This is a genomic window from Methylobacter tundripaludum SV96, from assembly GCF_000190755.2.
Taxonomy (GTDB): domain Bacteria; phylum Pseudomonadota; class Gammaproteobacteria; order Methylococcales; family Methylomonadaceae; genus Methylobacter_A; species Methylobacter_A tundripaludum.
On sequence record NZ_JH109152.1, the window covers coordinates 2781053 to 2798669 of the forward strand.

Sequence of the window (17617 nt, forward strand, 5' to 3'; positions counted from 1 at the left end):
TTAAATAAATCAATGCTTAAATACATCCTCCCCTTAATATTATTTATCGTTCTAGCGGTATTTCTGGCACTGGGATTAAACCTTCATCCCAGTGAGATTCCTTCGCCGCTGATTAACAAACCGGCTCCGGAGTTTTCTGCGTCCAAGCTTCAAGCGCCCGAAGAAAAATTAACGCCCGCCGATTTGAAAGGCAAAGTCTGGCTGTTTAATGTCTGGGCATCCTGGTGTGTATCATGCCGTTCCGAGCATCCGGTACTCAACCAATTGGCCCAAGCCAAAGCCGCCGTTATCGTCGGCTTGAATTACAAGGATGAGCCTGAAGCCGCCTTAGGTTGGTTGGCGCAATTAGGCAATCCTTACGATGTCAGCATCATGGATCAGGATGGCCGCATCGGCATAGACTGGGGCGTTTACGGTGTGCCGGAAACCTTCGTGATCGATAAACAGGGCGTGGTTCGATATAAGCATACCGGTCCCGTTACACCTGAAGATGTGCAGCAAGTATTCCTGCCTTTGATCGCCAAGTTACAAGCCGAAAATTAATGAAGCATTTATCTATCATTTTTCTGTTAATACTGTCCGGCATAGCTTGCGCCGGTGTCGAATTCCGGCAGTTTGCCAATCCTGAACAGCAAGAGGCTTATGAAACGCTGACCTCGGAACTGCGCTGTCTGGTCTGTCAAAACCAGACCATCGCCGATTCCAATGCGGAGCTGGCCGCGGATTTGCGCCGACAAGTCTACGAAATGCTGCAACAAGGCAAATCAAAGCAGGACATAGCCCAATTTATGACCGATCGATACGGCGATTTCGTTTTGTACAATCCGCCCTTTAAGCTCAAGACCGGTCTGTTGTGGATGGGGCCGGTGGTGTTTTTGCTAATCGGTTTGATTGCCGTGTTTTTGTTTGCGCGGCGTAAAAAAACCGCCTCCGTCCTGCATTCCAACACAGGGAACGAGAACGCTGAGAAATTGGCAAAAATCCGTAATTTGTTAGAGAAAGGTGATCAGTCTTGAATATGCTATTTTTGCTTATCGTCAGCGTACTGGTCTTAATCGCTTTTCTGATTGTGCTGCCGCCGTTGTGGAGAATCCCCCCCGCCCCCCCTTTTTCAAAGAAGGGAGAAAAGGATCCACTCCCCCCTTTAGCAAAGGGGGGCTGGGGGGGATTTGCGGACCAGGATCAGCGTAATATCGCCATTGCCCGGCAACGATTGGCTGAACTTAAGGAACAACTGCAAGCAGGCGCATTAACTCAGGCACTTTATGACGAGCAGCTGGTCGAACTTGAACAGGCCTTGAGCGATGATCTCGATATAGATAGCCATGTCAACGAAGCACCGTCGCAAGGCCGGTGGATAGCGCTGGTACTGGTTTTGGCAATCCCTTTTGTGGCGGGTTCGCTTTATTGGATACTGGGCAACTATCAGTCATTAACGCAGGAAAATCAAACAGCGGCGGCAAATCAGGCAGTACCCGAGCTGGAGAAAATGAAAAGCATGGTTGCCGGGCTTGCGGAGCGCCTGAAAGAACAGCCGGACGATGCGATGGGCTGGACGATGTTAGGCCGGTCCTACAAGTATTTGCAGCAATATCCTCAAGCCGCCGAAGCGTTTGAACACGCCTACAAGTTAATAGGCGAGCAGCCGGAAATCATGCTGCTTTACGCCGATGCCCTGGCCTTTTCCAACAATGAGCAGCTGGCCGGAAAACCGTCAGAACTGGTGTTTAAAGCCTTGGCGATGGAGCCCAATAACGTGACCGGCCTGTGGCTGGGCGGCATGGCAAAAGCGCAAACAGGCGATTTTGCAGCGGCAATGGATTTGTGGACAAAATTGGAAGCGCAGCTGCCTCAGGATTCGGAAGCCCAACGGGAGATACAGGTGCTGTTGGCAAAGCTTGCAACGCAGATGCCGGAAGGCGCTATTCAAGCGGAAGCAAAACCTGTGCAACCGGTTGCGACACTTCCGCCATCCCCGGCAGTCGCGAGTGTTGATGTTCAGGTGAGCTTGGCGCCCGAGTTGCAAAAATCGGCCAATCCCGGCGATACCGTCTTTATTTACGCTCAGGCATTATCCGGCCCCAAAATGCCGCTGGCTATCGTGCGTAAACAGGTTTCCGAATTGCCGTTAACCGTCAACTTGACTGATGCGATGGCGATGATGCCGACCATGAAGTTATCGAATTTCGAGCAAGTCAAACTGCTGGCGCGCATCTCCAAATCCGGCGATGCGATGCAACAGCCCGGCGACTTGATCGGCATCATCGAACAGGTAGCGTTGACTGATAAAAGCCTTAAAAAAATAGTCATCAACAGTTCAATAAAATGATGGATCAATCTATAAAATTCGATTTAGGCCTTATCAATCGTTACGATAAGGCCGGTCCCCGTTATACCTCTTATCCGACCGCATTGGAGCTGCACGAAGGCTTCGGCAACAAGGAATATCGCCAGCACATAGCAAAATCCAATGCCGCCGGCGGGCCGCTTTCGCTGTATTTTCATATTCCTTTTTGCGACACCGTCTGCTTTTATTGCGCCTGTAATAAAATCGTCACCAAAAACCGCAAACATGCGGAACCGTATTTGGCGAATCTGTGTAAAGAAATTGCGTTGCAGGGCGATTTGTTCGACTCCAACCGAGTCGTGAATCAATTGCACTGGGGCGGGGGAACGCCGACTTTTTTAAGCTACGAGCAGATGACAACGCTGATGGCGGTCACCCGTGAGCATTTTCACTTAAGGGCTGACGACAAGGGCGAATATTCGATTGAAGTCGATCCCCGTGAAACCAACGACCAGACCATGAAGCAACTGCGCGAACTGGGCTTTAACCGGGTCAGTTTGGGCTTGCAGGATTTCGACCCGGCCGTGCAAAAAGCTGTCAATCGCCTGCAAAGTGAAGAGCAGACGTTCAGCGTTTTGGAGGCGGCCCGCGCCGAGGGTTTTCGCTCGACCAATATCGACTTGATCTATGGCCTGCCGCTGCAAACGGTCGAGACCTTCGCCCTTACGCTGGACAAAATCCTGGCTGTGTCGCCGGATCGTTTTTCGATCTTCAACTACGCGCACATGCCGACACGGTTTAAAATCCAGCGCCAGATCAACGACGCCGATATGCCGAGCCCCGACGTGAAGCTGGCTATTTTGCAGATGGTCGGGCAAAGGCTCACCGACGCCGGTTACGTTTATATCGGCATGGATCACTTCGCCAAACCCGATGACGAATTGGCCGTGGCTCAGCGCGAGGGGCATTTGTATCGCAACTTCCAGGGCTATTCCACGCATTCGGATTGTGATCTGGTGGGTTTGGGGATTACTTCGATCGGCAGGGTAGGGGATGCCTATATCCAGAATGTCAAAGAACTGGAGGAGTACGATCAATTGATCAGTCAGGGACAATTGCCGGTATTTAAAGGTGTCGAGCTGGATGATGACGACAAACTGCGCCGCGCCGTGATTACCCAGCTGATCTGCCATTTCGATTTAAGCTTTGCCGCTATCGAGCAGCAGTTCACCATTCACTTTACCGATTATTTTGCCCAGGAACTTGAGGCATTAGCGCCGATGCAGGCTGACGGTTTGCTGTTTGTATCCGGGGAAGGCATCAAGGTGTTATCTTCAGGTCGTCTATTGATCCGCAATATCTGCATGGTATTCGACAAGTATCTGGCGCAAAAACAACAGCAGTTTTCAAAAGTTATTTAAGTCGCCTTATGAATGAAGATCGATTAATCGAATTGGAAATAAAAGCTGCCTATCAGGAAGATTTACTGCAGGCGTTGAATAAGATAGTCGCCGGGCATCAGCAACAGATAGGGCGCTTGGAAGCCACTTGCAGAATGCTCAACGATCGGATTAAAAGCCTGTCTGCTGAGGGTAGCGGCGGGGAAAGTATTGAGGAAGTGCCGCCGCATTATTAGTCGTTGAGCGAGTTTTAACCCTCACGGCGAAAGCGCCGCAGAGGCGGTCCTACGTGTCGTATTTTTTAGACAATTGCAATAACACAAAAACCGCCCCCGTCCCACCGTCTTTAGGCGGCGCGGAGCAAAAGGCCTGAACGTCTTGGTGTTGCCTCAGCCATACGTTGAGGTTGTTTTTGAGTACGGGGTGGTTGTCGGCCGAACGATAGCCTTTACCATGGACGATATGTACGCAACGGCAGCCGTCTTCTACACAGGTATGCAGAAAATGCAGCAGTTGCCGTTTTGCCTCATTGCTGTTCAGTCCGTGCAGGTCAATTTCCGCATCCAGGCCAAACTGTCCTTTGCGCAGTTTTTTTAAGACATTATGCTGTAGTCCCGGAGCTGTAAAACTCAGCGAGTCTTCGAGTCCCACTTTTTCAACATCAAATCCGGTCGCACCGTCTAAGTGTTCCTCCACGTCAACGGCCTGCGATTTGGGGAATGGCTTGGGTTTATTATCTTCCGTTAACAGCACTTTATCGCTTTTTACAGCGAGTACTTTACCGATAGTGATACGAAATAAATCGCTGTCTTCTGGAGTAAGGTTTTTTTTTGCCACGAAAGCTGATTTTGTTGTGTATTGTTGCTAATATGGTCGATTTTATAGCTTAATCGGCTTCAGGGCGATTGATAATGCATATTTTGTTAAGTAATGATGATGGCTACTTGGCTGAAGGACTTATTGCATTAGCCAATGCATTAGGTGGACATGCCGAAATATCGGTAGTAGCTCCGGATAGAAACCGCAGTGCGGCGAGTAATTCGTTAACGCTGGAAATGCCGTTACGCGCTTATACAATGGATAACGGCTTTATTAAAGTTGACGGTACACCCACCGACTGCGTGCATTTGGCAATAACCGGTTTGCTGGAAAATGAACCGGACATGGTCTTTGCCGGGATTAACCATGGCTCCAATTTGGGTGATGATGTACTTTACTCGGGGACTGTTGCGGCGGCAACCGAAGGGCGTTTTTTAGGTTTGCCCGCTGTCGCCATTTCGTTGGCGGGCGCTAACCCAATTCATTTTGAAACTGCCGCACATGTTGCGGTAACGCTGTTGCAACAATTGATTAATCATCCCTTACCGCAAGACACCATTCTTAATGTCAATGTGCCGGATGTCGCGATTAAAGACTTAAAAGGCTATCAGGCAACCCGGTTGGGGCAGCGGCATAAATCGGAGCCGGTCATCAAGAGTGAAGATCCTCGCGGCCGTGTTATTTATTGGGTAGGCCCGCCGGGAGCGGAACAGGATGCAGGCCCCGGAACTGATTTTTATGCCATTAATGCAGGTTTCGTGTCGGTTACCCCGTTACAGCTGGATTTGACCTGGTATGAGCGAATCAATGATTTAAAGACATGGCTGCCCAAGGAGCATGATTTATGATTCAAAGCCTGCAAGGAATAGGCATGACCTCTTCGCGCACCCGTGAGCGCATGATCAATCGGTTAATGGAGCAAGGCATCCGAAGCAATAAAATTTTGGATGTCATACGCAATACGCCCCGACATATTTTTATGGACGAGGCCTTGGCCAGCCGCGCTTATGAAGATACCGCACTGCCGATTGGTTACAACCAGACGATTTCCCAGCCTTATATCGTCGCAAAAATGACAGAGTTGCTGCTGGCCTCATCAGGCCGATTAGAAAAAGTCTTGGAAATAGGCACTGGCTGCGGCTACCAAACGGCAATCCTGGCGCAACTGGTCAATCATGTCTACTCCGTTGAAAGAATCGCGCCGTTACAGAAAAAAGCCAAAGATCGGTTATGGGGTTTAAAGCTCAAGAATGTCAGTTACTTGCACAGCGATGGCGGCTGGGGGTGGCAGGATCATGCGCCGTATGATGGTATTCTGGTTGCTGCCGCACCGCCTGAAATACCGGAAATGCTGTTGCAACAAATGGCTGTCGGCGGAGTGATGGTTATTCCCATTGGCAAAGGCAGCAGCCAGCAGCTACAGAGAGTCACGCGCACAGAAGGCGGCTATGAAGTTGAGAGATTGGAGCCGGTTGTTTTTGTGCCTTTTTTATCTGGAAGGAAATAAACATTTTTCAATAAATGCATGACATAACCTTTTGCAGCATCTTCATTTTTTTCGGCACTAACGAATGTGATGGCGACCATGCCCACCCCAGCCCTATAAGGCTCGGTTTTGTGGGATGTTCGGTGACAGCATTGTCGTGACTACAAGTTAACCTTCACAGCAAAAAAATCCGGTTTGAGCTGTGCGGATTTTGGGCGATGTTTTTCCAATGCCTTACAAAGGCTTTTGTCATTGCCGCTATTGTGCGGAACGCGGTGTTTTGTGTCTCTTTTGGGTAGGGAATCCCCCTGCCTATTCTACGGTATGTCTTTTGTCGCGAATTACCCTAAAAAAATCAACAGTCTTGTCTATTGAATGCGAGGAATACTGATCAACAACATAAAAGTCTGCATTAATTCGTGTCCTGGTTATCATTTCTCTTTTATTGAAGTCATTAACGGTGATTGGCGTGTTATTTTTGAGAGAAAGTAATCAATTATAGAATTTTCTGTGCGCCGATTTAAGGTTAAGATCGGTTCTTATGAAAATGAACTTTGACTCAAAAAAGATTTTGGTAATCGAGGATCAAGTGATCATACGAGAAACCATTAAACACATACTGTATTCATTGGGTGTGCGGCACATCGTTGAAGCGGGAACCGGCGTTAATGGCATAGTGGAGATGAGGCGCAGTCAATTCGATATTGTCCTCTGCGATTATAATCTTGGCGATGGGAAAAATGGCCAGCAGGTTCTGGAAGAAGCAAAACATTTTAAGCTACTGTCGTTTAATGCTGTTTTTATAATGATTACCGTTGAGCAGAGTAAGAACATGGTGCTTAGCGCCCTCGACTGCAAGCCAGATGATTACTTGATAAAGCCTTTTAACCGGTTGCAACTTTCAACCCGGATCGAACGATGTATTGTCCGCAAGGAATATCTTGCCAGTATTGAACGTGAAATAGATATAGGCAATATTTATCAGGCGATACAAAACTGTGAAAAGCTGCTTCAGCAGGGCAATAGAAAAAACCGCTTACATGTATTGAAGATACGCGCCGATTTAGCTCTTGTCATCAGGGATTTCAAGGCGGCCGAAAGAATTTATCAGTAGATACTGCAAGAAAGAGATATTCCCTGGGCTAAGTTGGGTATGATTGTGATCGTTTTTTTTGACGGCAATTATGAGCAGGCTGTTGAGTCTCTTCAGCAGTTTATCGGTCAATATCCTATGATGTTGGAAGCTTATGACTGGTTGGCAAAGTCGTACGAAGCCTTGGGTAACAATGAAGAGGCGTTAATCACGCTTAACTTGGCGATTGATCTTTCACCTCAAACTATTTTAAGGCAGCAACGACTGGCCTTGTTGGCTGACAAAACTGAAAACATTGACGTTGCAAAAAAAGCCTATAAAGCAGCAGTTAACCTGGGCAAGCATTCTGTATATGGATCATCCAGTGATTTTTCGGGTTTGGCTAAAGCCCACTTAAAATCCAATTCAGCCGGTGATGCATTAAAGATATTGAATGATATGAATAAATGTTTTTTCAATGACCCGGATTCAAGGCTTAGAGCTGCAATATTGGAAATCGAGATCCAAAAAGCAAAAAATAATGGTGTAGTGGCGCAGAAACCTTATGAAAAGGCATTTAAATTAAACGAGCAATTCGGTAAGCAAATAGCCAGAGAACTGCGTCTGGAAATGTTAAGGGTTGTCAGATGCCTGCCCTCCTGCGCAAGACTGCAAGACGCGACAGAACTGGGTGGGCAGGCGTCGGACAAGCCTCGAGGGAGGAAACCGCGGGCTACGCAGCAGTGGACTAGAACAGGGGATGGACTATGGAGATTTAACAGGTGGCTGTACGGGTTAACCTGGCTCTCATGTTGGTCAGCCGAGGCCCGATATAGCCCAGTAGGTCCATCTCACAGTCTATGCGCCTGATTTTTCGTGGCGGTGGCGAGCAAAAAATAGGGATTTTACGCCACCAGGCCAAGCCTTCCCGTATCGGCTCTAACCGCCGATAAACCAGTGGCAGGTGATTTGGCGTTTGGCAGGCACTTGTTTTCATGCCGTACCTCGTTGCCAAGGTGGCGCTCGAATCGGCTGTTTGCGCGCTAAGATTTCGACGATGATCATGGCCGCACCGCAGTCGGGACAGGTGAAAGTCGGCTGGGCCGATTGTCCTACCGCATCGGTATCCCCACCGTTGAGTTCACTGTCGGTCGGCATAACCTGCAGTAGTTTACGTACCTGCGCAAGCTGTTCACGGCGGCCGCAATTGGCGAGCAAGCCATAATGACGAATGCGATGGAAGCCACTGGGCAACACATGCAACAGGAAGCGGCGGATAAACTCGTCGGTAGTGAGCGTCATGGTTTTATGCCGCGTCTTGCCCTTGGCTCGGTAGTCTTTCCAGCGGAACGTGACGCCGCGCTCGTCCAGGGCAATCAGGCGTGAGTTGGCGATTGCCACCCGGTGGGTATAACGCGACAGATAAGCCAATACCGCCGAAGGCCCTGCAAACGGGCGTTTGGCGTAGACCACCCATTCGCACTTTTTAAGTGGCACGAGCCAATCAGCAAAGGCCGAGGCGTCAGCCAGATGGGCATGCTCACCGAAGAACTGCAATTGTCCTGCCGCCTGCGCTTTGCTGAGTTCTTCCAGAAAACGCCGTCGAAACAGCCGTGACAGCACGCGTACCGATAAAAAGAAGCCCGGTTTGCAAGCCACCCATCGCTTGCCGTCTACGGATAAGCCGCCGCCGGGAACGATGCCGTGCACATGCGGATGATGAGTTAACGCCGAGCCCCAGGTATGCAGAATCAAGGTGGCTCCGATCCGTGCGCCCAGATGTTTAGGGTCTGCGGCGATGGTGCGCAGCGTCTCGGCGGCAACCTCAAACAGCAAGCCATAGATCACTGACTTGTTGGTGTAAGCGATGGCGCTGATCGGCGCGGGCAAGGTGAACACCAGATGGTAATAGTCCACCGGTAACAGATCGGCCTGCCGGGCTTCGAGCCACCGTTTAGCCGCACTGGCCTGGCATTTTGGGCAGTGCCGGTTACGGCAAGAGTTGTAGGCAATTTCGTCATGCTCACAGGCGGAGCAGTGCAACACATGCCCACCCAAGGTCGAGGTACGACACTGTTCGATGGCGGACATGACTTTCAGTTGCCCCAGACTTAAGTGGGTTTGCTGAGCTTGTCGCCAAGCGGGTCCGTGGGTGCGGAAGATATCCGCCACCTCCAGTGCGGGACGCACCATGACCTTAGTCTACACCGGTTGCAATGTCTCCAGTGGACTGACCACCTCACGCAGGATATCGGTGGCTACCTGGGCATAGAGCGCCGTGGTCTCCAGCTTCTTGTGACCGAGTAACACCTGGATCACCCGAATATCCACCTTCTGTTCCAGCAAATGAGTGGCAAAGCTGTGCCTCAGCGTATGCATCGATACCCGCTTGTCAATTCGCGCCGCCTCAGCAGCGGCATGGATGGCCCGGTTGAGTTGACGGGTGCTGAGTGGATCGATGGGGTCCAAGCCAGGAAATAGCCAGCCACCTTGGAGCATTTTGCCTTGTGCATGGGCAAACTTCCACCAGGCGCGCAACCGTTCCAACAGCACCGGCGACAGCATGGCATAACGATCCTTGCTGCCTTTACCCTGTTCGATGCGCAGCGTCATACGCTGGCTGTCGATATCACCGACCTTCAGCGACACCACCTCGCTGGCACGTAAGCCGGCGCCGTAAGCCACCGATAACGCTGTCTGGTGCTTGAGATTGTCAACGGCGGCGATCAGGCGAGCCACCTCTTCACGACTCAATACCACCGGCAGTTTGTGAGGTACATGCACCGGGTGCATCTTAGTCAACAACTCAGGGCGGTCTAGCGTCGTTTCAAAGAGAAACTTGAGCCCGGTGAGGGTCGCATTCAATGAAATCGGCGAAATACCGTGATCAACCAAGTGCAATTGATAACGGCGTAAATCTTCGACGCTGGCTGTATCAGGCGAACGTCCCAGGAAACCCGCGAATCGTTTCACAACACGGATATAACTGGCCTGGGTTTTGGGGGAAAGTTTGCGCATCCGCATGTCGTCGATCATACGTTGGCGCAACGGGGTAATGGGTTTACTTGTCGAAGTCATGACACTGCTCCTATCTTGAAACAAGGCGGATTGCCTCATTCCTTAACATAGGAAACAGTCACACTCTTTCAACCACCCTCAAGCTTATGATCGCAGCCTCAATACCGCGTGAGCGGTTTAGTCCTTTGGCAAAAATCAGTCATCTGAGCGGAGCCAGTGAAATGACTGATGAAATTCTTGCGGATTTAATTAAAACCAACATTGATGACAAATACTTTATCGGTGAGATTGACAAAATGTGCAACGCATTTATCGGTGATAATTATGCGAACGATTTGATTAGTCGGATAAAACAGGAGTTAGTTGATATTAATAATGAAGGGGTCAATTTATTTAAAGAAGGCAGAATTAAAGATGCTCTCGCAATTTTTGAAGATGCCGTCGAAAAAATGCCTAATAACCAGGCAATCACTTTAAGTCTGCTGAAAATCATTATCCACGATCTTAAAATATCTAAACCCGATCCAAAAAAAACCATGCTTGTTCAGTCCTATATTAATAAAGCCATTAAAATAGGCGTTCCCCACGATCAAATTGGCAGTATTCAGCTGGAACTAGATAAAATTCAATATCAAAATCCATTAACCCAAAAGTCATAGTTTGCCTTATTAGGGAGGGTTGTGAGCTTTGTGAGCAATTGATTTTTTCAGGATTGCTGATCGCGGGCCGGCGATAAACAAAATGTAGATGATTTGCTGGGTAAATATACGGGGGATGGTGCGGAGTATAGAGGTGTGTAGCCGGGCAGCGGACTGCCCGGCGTACCTTTCTAGCTTATTTCTTTTTGTTGCGTTCGTTCACTTCTTTAATGACTTCTTCCGACACGTTCTTCGGGCACGGTAAATAGTGCGAGAATTCCATGGAGAATTGACCGCGACCAGAGGTCATGGTACGTAAGTCACCGATGTAACCGAACATTTCGCTCAGCGGTACATCAGATTTGATACGAACCCCAGTTGCACCCGCGTCCTGAGACTTGATCATGCCGCGACGACGGTTAAGGTCGCCGATAACATCACCAACGTGATCCGATGGAGTGAAAGTATCAACTTTCATGATCGGTTCGATCAGTTGCGGCCCTGCTTTCGGAATCGATTGACGGAACGCCGCTTTCGCAGCAATTTCAAATGCAATCGCAGAGGAGTCAACTGCGTGGAAGCCACCGTCGGTTAAGATAACTTTAAAGTCCAAGCAAGGGAATCCGGCTAGTACGCCTTTATCCAGCATACTTTTAAAGCCTTTTTCAACTGCCGGCCAGTATTCACGCGGTACGTTACCGCCGGTAACCGCTGATTCAAATACAAAACCAGTGCCGGGCTCGCCAGGCTCGATGATGTAGTTGATCTTGCCGTATTGGCCTGAGCCGCCCGATTGTTTCTTATGGGTGTATTCGTCTTCAACCGCTTTGGTAATGGTTTCGCGGTAGGCTACCTGAGGCTTGCCGACGATAACGTCAACGCCGTGGGTACGTCTTAAGATGTCGACTTTAATGTCAAGATGCAGCTCACCCATGCCTTTAAGAATGGTTTCGCCACTGTCTTCATCGGTCTCAACGTGGAAAGATGGATCTTCCTGGATCATTTTGCCCAGCGCGATACCCATTTTTTCGGAAGCTGCTTTGTCTTTCGGTGAAATCGCTAATGAGATAACGGGATCAGGGAAGACCATAGGCTCCAATGTAGCCGGGTATTTCGGGTCACACAATGTATGGCCGGTTTGTACGTTCTTCATGCCCAATACCGCAACAATATCACCTGCTTGAGCAGAATCAAGTTCATTACGGGTATCGGCGTGCATTTCCACGATACGACCGATACGCTCGGTTTTGCCGGTGAAGGTGTTCAGTACTGAAGTGCCTTTTTCCAGTTTGCCGGAGTAAATACGCAGGAATGTTAGCGCACCAAAACGGTCATCCATGATTTTGAATGCCAGTGCGCGCAGGGGTTTGTTTTCATCGACGATAGCAAAGGTACCGGTTGGGTTGCCTTCCAGATCGACTTCAGGCTGCGGCTTAACTTCTGTTGGGCAAGGCAGGTAATCGATAACGCCGTCAAGAACCAACTGTACGCCCTTGTTTTTGAAAGACGAACCGCAGAAAGTCGGGAAGAAATCCAGATTGATCGTGCCTTTGCGGATACAACGTTTGATAGTGTCAATATCGGGCTCTTCGCCTTCAAGATATTTTTCCATGACATCATCGAATTGATCGGCAACCTGATCGATCATTTTTTCGCGCCATTTTTCAGTATCAGCCACCATGTCGGCAGGAATGTCTTTGATTTCGTAGTTCATTGGATCGCCGGAATCATCCCATATCCAGGCTTTGCGCGTTAAGATATCGACTACGCCTGAGAATTGATCTTCGGTACCGATAGGCAAAGTCATCACCAACGGCACGGCGCCAAGCACTTCTTCAACCTGCTTAACCACGCGATAGAAGTCAGCGCCGATGCGATCCAGTTTGTTGATATAGATAACGCGCGCTACTTCGGAATCGTTGGCATAACGCCAGTTGGTTTCCGATTGGGGTTCTACGCCGCCTGAACCGCAGAAAACGCCGATACCGCCGTCAAGAACTTTCAGTGAACGATAAACTTCAATAGTAAAGTCAACGTGCCCAGGGGTGTCGATGATATTAAAACGGTAGTCTTTCCAGAAACAGGTCGTCGCAGCAGACTGGATGGTGATGCCGCGTTCTTGCTCCTGTTCCATGAAGTCTGTGGTTGCCGCGCCATCGTGTACTTCACCGATTTTGTGGATTTTACCGGTAAGTTTTAAAATCCGCTCGGTAGTCGTTGTTTTACCGGCATCGACGTGAGCGAAGATGCCGATGTTTCTGTAATGCGCTAAATCTGTCATGTTTTTACTCTAAAGTTGGGCATAAAAAACTTTTTTGGTGACCGCTCTCAGTCAGTGTTCAAACTATGAACGCTTACTGAGGACTCGTACCGGGGCGGTGGGCTACATATCATAACCGCAGTCACACAACCTAAGACCGCGGTGGCGGGTAGCCATCGGAGTGGATGAAATGCGTCGGGTACATGCGGGTAGCTCAAAGCCGAGTGAGGTGCATTTATTTGAGTCACCATCGCTGCTCACTCGTCCAGCTTCGAAAGCCTACCATTTTAACCTAAAAACTTTATAAAAACATAGAAAACCCATGTGTTATGTTGTAGCCACATTAAAATGGCTGAATCTATTTAGTCATTTGATGTCAGGATATTGACTAAGGACAACCTTGGAACCTTGATGGTACAGTCCCAAGCGTTTTTAGAGGCATAAAGACGGGCTGTGTAATGACTATATATTTTTAGTAATAGTCCTGATGGTTTCTGGCATCGCCTGCATGAATGTAGGTAAGGGCGCGAGCCGGAGAGGAAGATTTGTTGATCGGCAAGGGTAGGCATTGGATATTATTTTTTATAAATAATGTCATAAGATAAAAGTGGTCGAATCCGGTTGTCGTGTCCGTTCATAAGCTGTGATCGAAGAGTGCTGCGTAAAAGTGTATGAATAAAAATTTAGCTATATATAATTCAACTAAAATGTCGTAAAAACAGCTACATTTACTGATATGCTATTGTAAAATATTCGATTGAAAGCAGGAGGTTCAGATTATGATTGTCGCTGATATTATGACCGCTAATCCGGTTACGGTTAACATGGATACCGAGCTATTGGTTATCAAGGACATTTTCGATCATGTCTATTTTCATCATCTGCTGGTTGAAAATGAATCGGACAAAACGATTGCCGGCGTTATTTCGGATTGTGATTTATTGAGTGCTTTAAGCCCTTATATTCATACAGCTTCTGAAACATTACGCGATATAGAAACTTTACAAAAACGTGCTCATCAAATCATGTCACGCCAGATCGATACCGTGACACCCACAACCGATTGCAACATCGCCGTACAAAAAATGTTGGATGCGGATATATCCTGTCTGCCTGTCGTCGGCGATGACAAGGTTATTCTGGGTATCGTTACCTGGAAAGATTTCTTAATACACTATTTAAAACAACAATCCCCGAAAACTATAAGTGCCCTGTTATGAAACATGATTGGCGTAATGACCGCAATCAATAGCGGCAGTAACACATTGTGTCTTTGCTTGTTTTGGCAGGGCTTAAGGTTAAGGTATTACAGGTAAAAAAACAAATGACACCGACGAACGATCCTCTAAGTCTCAATTTAATAGACATGAGCATGGAGGTAGTACCCCCCAAAATTATAGCGGAACCCCTTACTCTTCATGGATGGACGCATGTATTGTGTAATGAAGAAATGCCGATATTTTCCAATACTGCGCTAAGTATTCATGATATTTTGAGTGATGACAGGAAAGGCGCCATGGAATTGGCATCTGTTATTTTGCAGGACCCGAATCTGACGGTTAAGTTATTAAAAATCAGCAACACTCCCCATTACAATCCTTCTCGCCAGAAAATGGTGACTGTGTCGCGGGCCATTATCATGATTGGTTCCGATGTTATCCGTGAATTAACACTGGTTTGTTCTTTTTTTGAATCCATTCTATCCGCGGTCAACAAACAACAGGCCAACGAAGAAATAGCCCAAGCCATTCATGCAGCGGTACACGCCAAGTCCATAGCCATTGCGATGAACGATAAATCGCCGGAAGAGGTTTTTATTGCCACGTTGCTTAATCATATTGGCAGTATTTCTTTTTGGTGCTTTTGCGGTGAACAGGGAGAGCAAATTCAAGACCTGATAAAGAGAGGGAAATACAGTAGCGAAGAAGCGGAGAAAAAAGTGCTGGGCTTTACATTGACAGAGCTGGGTGCTTCTTTAAGTAAAGCCTGGAAATTAGGCAGTTTGGTTGAAGAATCGATCAAGCCGAAGATCCTGTCTAAAAATCCCAGAGTTGACTTGGTTCACTTGGGGTATGAAATCACCGAGGCGTTAAAAGAGGGGGCCTATTCAGAAAAATATGAAGTTTGTGTCAGGAAAATTGAGGCGCTTACCAAGCAATCCAAAAAAGCTATCAATGAAAAACTTCAAAGTAATACCGATACTGCGTCCGATATTGCCTGTCAATTTGGAGCTACTGACGCTGCTTTGCTGCTTCAAAGTCGTCTAAATCAAGTCGTCGTCATGGGCGAGCCAGCGCCGGTTATTGATAAAACACAATTGCAACTTCAGATTTCACAGGATATAGCGTCAATAATAAGCGACCAGTTTGACATTAATCTGTTGCTGGAAACAGTCCTTGAGGGAATTCATCGGGGTATCGGTATGGATCGAACTATTTTTTCCCTATTGGCTCCCGATAAACAGTCCCTTAAAGAACGGTTGTCTTTGGGGTGGCGTAAAGAATCGTATGAGCACAAGGTCATTTTCAATATCTCGGAAACACCGGCCAATCTTTTTTTTCATGCGCTGTCCGGTACTCAAGCTTTTTGGCCTAAGCCTTTGGATAATGGCAAGTTGTATACGCTCCGGGATATTAATGTGGTTGGCAAAAACGAATGTTTTATTATGCCGGTTTTTTCCAACAAAATACCGATCGGTTTAATTTATACCGATCGCGGGATTAGCAGCCAGCGGCTAACTGAGGAAGATTTTAATGCCTTTAAATATTTTTCCCAACAGGCAAACATAGGTCTTACAATTTATCGTATGCAACGTGCCGTGAATGGAAAAAAAGATAGCGGCATTGACCAGAGCGGCGGCTATTGAGCTTGCCAGGCGGACGGCTTGGCAGGGATGTCGCAATATTGATCGAGTAGCTTTGTAAAATAATCCCGAGCAATTTCCTGGGCGCCGAAGCTTTCCAGGTGGCTTGTATGTACTTGGCAGTCTATCAGTCGGTAGCCCCAGGCGTTAAGCTGCTGAACCAGGGTAGCGAAAGCTACCTTGGAGGCATCGGTTCTGGTGTGAAACATGGATTCGCCAAAAAAAACCTGTCCCAGTGCAACACCGTATAATCCGCCAACCAGCTCATCGCCAAGCCAGGTTTCAACCGAATGGGCAAATCCGGCTTGGTGCAGTTGGTTATAAGCCGCGTTGATTTCTGCTGTTATCCAGGTGCCCGCGGTGTCTTTGCGGGGATCTGCACAGGCGGTAATGACTTCATTAAAAGCCTGGTCAAAGGTTACTGAAAAAATATTTTTTCGCAGGGTTTTGCGCAAGCTACGGGAAATAACCAGATTATCGGGGAATAAAACCAAGCGGGGATCCGGCGACCACCACAAGATAGGTTCACCGCGGTTATACCAGGGAAATATTCCGTGCCGATAAGCGTTTAACAGTCGATTTTGGGACAGGCACCCCCCGACCGCAAGTAAGCCGTCCGGTTCGCGGAGGGCTTTGTTCGTCAAGGGGAAATCTTGCTCCGGATTTTTGGGGTCAAGAACAGTCAGCCGCATAGCTTAGCTTAAGGTATGGCGCTGAAAAACCAGATTGGTCATTAAACCCAAATTGCAGCTCAACCGACTAATTCATCAAGAAATTTTTCTGCATCCAGCGCCGCCATACAGCCTGCGCCTGCCGAAGTAATGGCTTGTTTATAGACGGAGTCCATGACATCGCCCGCAGCAAATACGCCTTCAACGCTGGTTGCAGTGGCGTTTCCGTGAATGCCGCTTTTGACTTTAATATAGCCGTGATCCATATCCAGCTGGCCCTCGAAAATGCCGGTGTTGGGGGTGTGGCCGATGGCTATAAATACGCCATGTACATCCAGTTCTTTGGTCGAACCATCCAGCGTGTTCTTAATTCTAAGGCCGGTAACGCCCATGTCGTCCCCCAGGACTTCATCCAGTTGGTGATTCCATTCGATGATGACATTGCCGTTTTGCGATTTTTCAATCAGCTTGTCGGAGAGGATTTTTTCGGAGCGAAACTTGTCGCGGCGATGCACGACAATGACCTTCGATGCGATGTTGGATAAATAAAGCGCTTCTTCAACAGCCGTATTGCCGCCGCCAATGACTGCAACGGGTTTATTTCTGTAGAAAAATCCGTCGCAGGTGGCGCAAGCCGACACACCTTTGCCTTTGAAAGCTTCTTCGGATTCCATGCCCAAATAACGCGCTGAAGCACCGGTTGCAATGATCAGTGCATCACAGGTGTAAGTGCCTGAATCGCCGGTTAATGTGAAAGGGCGAGCGGATAAATCAGCCGTGTGGATGTGGTCGAAAATTATCTCGGTAGCGAAGCGTTCGGCGTGTTTATGCATTCTGTCCATCAGTGCCGGTCCTTGCAATCCTTCAACATCGCCGGGCCAGTTATCCACTTCGGTCGTTGTGGTTAGTTGGCCGCCTTGTTGCATGCCCGTAATGATGACCGGATTCATGTTGGCGCGTGCGGCATAGATTGCGGCCGTATAACCGGCGGGGCCGGAGCCTAGAATCAAAAGGCGGCAATGTTTGGAATCACTCATTAAAAATCCTTTGCAGGGAAAGACAGGAAAAAAAATTAATTATGAAGAGGAAAGCGTGTTTCGTAA

At 48.3% G+C, this 17617-nt stretch carries 18 protein-coding genes; 12 read left to right on the forward strand and 6 right to left on the reverse strand.

The genetic code is table 11. The features are described from left to right. Nucleotides 1-12 precede the first annotated feature (12 nt). From METTU_RS12460 to METTU_RS12480, 5 genes are read left to right on the forward strand one after another with little or no spacing between them, the layout of a single operon-like run. Nucleotides 13-543 carry a DsbE family thiol:disulfide interchange protein gene (locus METTU_RS12460; protein WP_006892012.1) on the forward strand — a complete coding sequence of 177 codons (531 nt, stop codon included), beginning with the start codon at nucleotides 13-15 and terminating at the stop codon, nucleotides 541-543. Beyond that, complete coding sequence (locus METTU_RS12465) at nucleotides 543-1016, forward strand: cytochrome c-type biogenesis protein (RefSeq protein WP_006892014.1); 474 nt, start codon at nucleotides 543-545, stop codon at nucleotides 1014-1016. The genes METTU_RS12460 and METTU_RS12465 overlap by 1 nt, the downstream gene beginning before the upstream one ends. Next, nucleotides 1013-2329 (forward strand): c-type cytochrome biogenesis protein CcmI, encoded by a 1317-nt coding sequence (gene ccmI, locus METTU_RS12470; RefSeq protein ID WP_150107782.1) that lies wholly within the window; start codon nucleotides 1013-1015, stop codon nucleotides 2327-2329. The genes METTU_RS12465 and ccmI overlap by 4 nt, the downstream gene beginning before the upstream one ends. Beyond that, nucleotides 2329-3708 carry an oxygen-independent coproporphyrinogen III oxidase gene (hemN, locus tag METTU_RS12475; RefSeq protein WP_174269943.1) on the forward strand — a complete coding sequence of 460 codons (1380 nt, stop codon included), beginning with the start codon at nucleotides 2329-2331 and terminating at the stop codon, nucleotides 3706-3708. The genes ccmI and hemN overlap by 1 nt, the downstream gene beginning before the upstream one ends. Nucleotides 3709-3716: 8 nt before the next feature. Continuing rightward, a complete protein-coding gene (locus METTU_RS12480) occupies nucleotides 3717-3923 on the forward strand; it encodes a SlyX family protein (protein ID WP_006892024.1) in 207 nt (68 codons plus the stop codon). A gap of 49 nt (nucleotides 3924-3972) precedes the next feature. Here METTU_RS12480 and METTU_RS12485 read toward each other — a convergent pair whose 3' ends face one another. Next, nucleotides 3973-4524: a Smr/MutS family protein gene (locus tag METTU_RS12485; protein ID WP_006892026.1), complete on the reverse strand. Its 552-nt coding sequence runs from the start codon at nucleotides 4522-4524 to the stop codon at nucleotides 3973-3975. A gap of 74 nt (nucleotides 4525-4598) precedes the next feature. On the opposite strand from METTU_RS12485, the gene surE reads away from it, so the two are divergent. The 4 genes from surE to METTU_RS21800 all read left to right on the forward strand — a co-directional run bounded on the left by surE (nucleotide 4599) and on the right by METTU_RS21800 (nucleotide 7934). Beyond that, nucleotides 4599-5354, forward strand: a complete 756-nt coding sequence (gene surE, locus METTU_RS12490) for a 5'/3'-nucleotidase SurE (protein WP_006892028.1) — start codon at nucleotides 4599-4601, stop codon at nucleotides 5352-5354. Next, nucleotides 5351-6013, forward strand: coding sequence for a protein-L-isoaspartate(D-aspartate) O-methyltransferase (locus tag METTU_RS12495; protein ID WP_006892030.1), 663 nt, complete (start codon nucleotides 5351-5353; stop codon nucleotides 6011-6013). The genes surE and METTU_RS12495 overlap by 4 nt, the downstream gene beginning before the upstream one ends. 526 nt (nucleotides 6014-6539) lie before the next feature. Further along, nucleotides 6540-7106 carry a response regulator gene (locus METTU_RS21795; RefSeq protein WP_050897754.1) on the forward strand — a complete coding sequence of 189 codons (567 nt, stop codon included), beginning with the start codon at nucleotides 6540-6542 and terminating at the stop codon, nucleotides 7104-7106. A 39-nt stretch (nucleotides 7107-7145) separates the two neighbouring features. Next, entirely contained in the window at nucleotides 7146-7934 is a 789-nt protein-coding gene (locus METTU_RS21800; RefSeq protein ID WP_050897755.1) for a tetratricopeptide repeat protein, read from the forward strand. A 123-nt stretch (nucleotides 7935-8057) separates the two neighbouring features. Here the strand turns inward: METTU_RS21800 and METTU_RS12505 are convergent, their stop codons facing one another. Together METTU_RS12505 and METTU_RS12510 are read right to left on the reverse strand one after the other, a co-directional pair. Continuing rightward, on the reverse strand, nucleotides 8058-9257 hold the full coding sequence (locus METTU_RS12505) for an IS91 family transposase (RefSeq protein ID WP_006891225.1): 1200 nt from the start codon (nucleotides 9255-9257) through the stop codon (nucleotides 8058-8060). 9 nt (nucleotides 9258-9266) lie between these two features. Then, a complete protein-coding gene (locus METTU_RS12510; protein ID WP_006889488.1) occupies nucleotides 9267-10142 on the reverse strand; it encodes a tyrosine-type recombinase/integrase in 876 nt (291 codons plus the stop codon). Nucleotides 10143-10228: 86 nt separating this feature from the next. Between METTU_RS12510 and METTU_RS12515 the strand changes: the two genes are divergently transcribed. Then, on the forward strand, nucleotides 10229-10741 hold the full coding sequence (locus METTU_RS12515; RefSeq protein WP_006892034.1) for a hypothetical protein: 513 nt from the start codon (nucleotides 10229-10231) through the stop codon (nucleotides 10739-10741). Between the two features lie 175 nt (nucleotides 10742-10916). Here METTU_RS12515 and fusA read toward each other — a convergent pair whose 3' ends face one another. Beyond that, on the reverse strand, nucleotides 10917-13001 hold the full coding sequence (gene fusA / locus METTU_RS12520; protein WP_006892036.1) for an elongation factor G: 2085 nt from the start codon (nucleotides 12999-13001) through the stop codon (nucleotides 10917-10919). 758 nt (nucleotides 13002-13759) lie between these two features. Between fusA and METTU_RS12525 the strand changes: the two genes are divergently transcribed. Then, the gene (locus METTU_RS12525; RefSeq protein WP_006892037.1) at nucleotides 13760-14200 is read left to right on the forward strand and encodes a CBS domain-containing protein; all 441 of its coding nucleotides are present in this window, start codon (nucleotides 13760-13762) and stop codon (nucleotides 14198-14200) included. A gap of 230 nt (nucleotides 14201-14430) precedes the next feature. After that, nucleotides 14431-15846, forward strand: coding sequence for an HDOD domain-containing protein (locus METTU_RS12530; protein WP_254257957.1), 1416 nt, complete (start codon nucleotides 14431-14433; stop codon nucleotides 15844-15846). On the opposite strand, the gene aat is transcribed toward METTU_RS12530, so the two are convergent. Together aat and trxB are read right to left on the reverse strand one after the other, a co-directional pair. Then, nucleotides 15840-16535 carry a leucyl/phenylalanyl-tRNA--protein transferase gene (gene aat / locus METTU_RS12535; protein ID WP_006892039.1) on the reverse strand — a complete coding sequence of 232 codons (696 nt, stop codon included), beginning with the start codon at nucleotides 16533-16535 and terminating at the stop codon, nucleotides 15840-15842. The two genes, METTU_RS12530 and aat, sit on opposite strands and share 7 nt — an antisense overlap. A 59-nt stretch (nucleotides 16536-16594) precedes the next feature. Continuing rightward, nucleotides 16595-17551, reverse strand: coding sequence for a thioredoxin-disulfide reductase (gene trxB, locus METTU_RS12540; RefSeq protein WP_006892040.1), 957 nt, complete (start codon nucleotides 17549-17551; stop codon nucleotides 16595-16597). Nucleotides 17552-17617: the final 66 nt, after the last annotated feature.

Coding starts and splice junctions, on each gene's coding strand:
- METTU_RS12460 (WP_006892012.1), top strand. CDS start 13: ATGCTTAAATACATCCTCCCCTTAATATTATTTATCGTTCTAGCGGTA.
- METTU_RS12465 (WP_006892014.1), top strand. CDS start 543: ATGAAGCATTTATCTATCATTTTTCTGTTAATACTGTCCGGCATAGCT.
- hemN (WP_174269943.1), top strand. CDS start 2,329: ATGGATCAATCTATAAAATTCGATTTAGGCCTTATCAATCGTTACGAT.
- METTU_RS12480 (WP_006892024.1), top strand. CDS start 3,717: ATGAATGAAGATCGATTAATCGAATTGGAAATAAAAGCTGCCTATCAG.
- surE (WP_006892028.1), top strand. CDS start 4,599: ATGCATATTTTGTTAAGTAATGATGATGGCTACTTGGCTGAAGGACTT.
- METTU_RS12495 (WP_006892030.1), top strand. CDS start 5,351: ATGATTCAAAGCCTGCAAGGAATAGGCATGACCTCTTCGCGCACCCGT.
- METTU_RS21795 (WP_050897754.1), top strand. CDS start 6,540: ATGAACTTTGACTCAAAAAAGATTTTGGTAATCGAGGATCAAGTGATC.
- METTU_RS21800 (WP_050897755.1), top strand. CDS start 7,146: ATGATTGTGATCGTTTTTTTTGACGGCAATTATGAGCAGGCTGTTGAG.
- METTU_RS12505 (WP_006891225.1), bottom strand. CDS start 9,257: ATGGTGCGTCCCGCACTGGAGGTGGCGGATATCTTCCGCACCCACGGA.
- METTU_RS12510 (WP_006889488.1), bottom strand. CDS start 10,142: ATGACTTCGACAAGTAAACCCATTACCCCGTTGCGCCAACGTATGATC.
- METTU_RS12515 (WP_006892034.1), top strand. CDS start 10,229: ATGATCGCAGCCTCAATACCGCGTGAGCGGTTTAGTCCTTTGGCAAAA.
- fusA (WP_006892036.1), bottom strand. CDS start 13,001: ATGACAGATTTAGCGCATTACAGAAACATCGGCATCTTCGCTCACGTC.
- METTU_RS12525 (WP_006892037.1), top strand. CDS start 13,760: ATGATTGTCGCTGATATTATGACCGCTAATCCGGTTACGGTTAACATG.
- METTU_RS12530 (WP_254257957.1), top strand. CDS start 14,431: ATGCCGATATTTTCCAATACTGCGCTAAGTATTCATGATATTTTGAGT.
- aat (WP_006892039.1), bottom strand. CDS start 16,535: ATGCGGCTGACTGTTCTTGACCCCAAAAATCCGGAGCAAGATTTCCCC.
- trxB (WP_006892040.1), bottom strand. CDS start 17,551: ATGAGTGATTCCAAACATTGCCGCCTTTTGATTCTAGGCTCCGGCCCC.